The organism is Sphingopyxis sp. RIFCSPHIGHO2_12_FULL_65_19 (assembly GCF_001830555.1).
GTDB lineage: Bacteria > Pseudomonadota > Alphaproteobacteria > Sphingomonadales > Sphingomonadaceae > Sphingopyxis.
The window spans coordinates 1-587 of sequence record NZ_MIAM01000006.1 but is presented as its reverse complement, the minus strand read 5'-3'; the positions used below and the strand labels follow the sequence as shown (position 1 = coordinate 587).

The window sequence follows — 587 nt, the reverse complement described above, 5'->3', positions numbered from 1 at the left end:
CCAATAGGCACCGCCATTGTCCTTGAGGAACAGATTTTTGGTGTGCGCGCCCGGTATCGCGGCGTTCACTTCGTCGCTTTCGGCGACGGTGAACACCGCGACATGCTCATGCGCGGCAAAGGGGATGGCAAGCGCCCCAAGGTCGTCCAGCAATCCCGCTTCGCCGCGCATCGGTTCACATGCGCTTGAGCGCGCAGATCTTGTTGCCGGCGGGGTCGCGCAGATAGGCCAGATACATGCTGCCCATCTCGCTGGTGCGCACGCCCGGCGGATCTTCGCACGCGGTGCCGCCATTGGCGACGCCCGCGGCGTGCCAGGCGTCGCCCTGTTCGGGCGATTCCACCGCGAAGCCAATGGTGCCGCCGTTGGCATGACAAGCAGGCTCGCCGTTGATCGGCACCGACACGCCGAATATCCCCGTCTTGCTCATATAGAACAGCCGCCCCTTGGGATCGATAACGCCTTCCGGCCCCCCGAGCGCAGCAAAGAGCGCATCGTAAAATTTCTTGGAGGCGGCGATGTCATTCGCCCCCACCATGACATGGCTGAACATTTTTCTCTCCCTTTTTGGTTGCGAATCGAGACCG

At 62.4% G+C, this 587-nt stretch carries 1 protein-coding gene; it reads right to left on the bottom strand.

What is annotated here, in order from left to right:
* Positions 1–175: 175 nt before the first annotated feature.
* Complete coding sequence (locus A3E77_RS00940; protein ID WP_293643030.1) at positions 176–553, bottom strand: VOC family protein; 378 nt, start codon at positions 551–553, stop codon at positions 176–178.
* Positions 554–587: the final 34 nt, after the last annotated feature.

Excerpts from the sequence above, each read along its gene's own strand:
- A3E77_RS00940 (WP_293643030.1), bottom strand. The coding sequence starts at position 553 with ATGTTCAGCCATGTCATGGTGGGGGCGAATGACATCGCCGCCTCCAAG.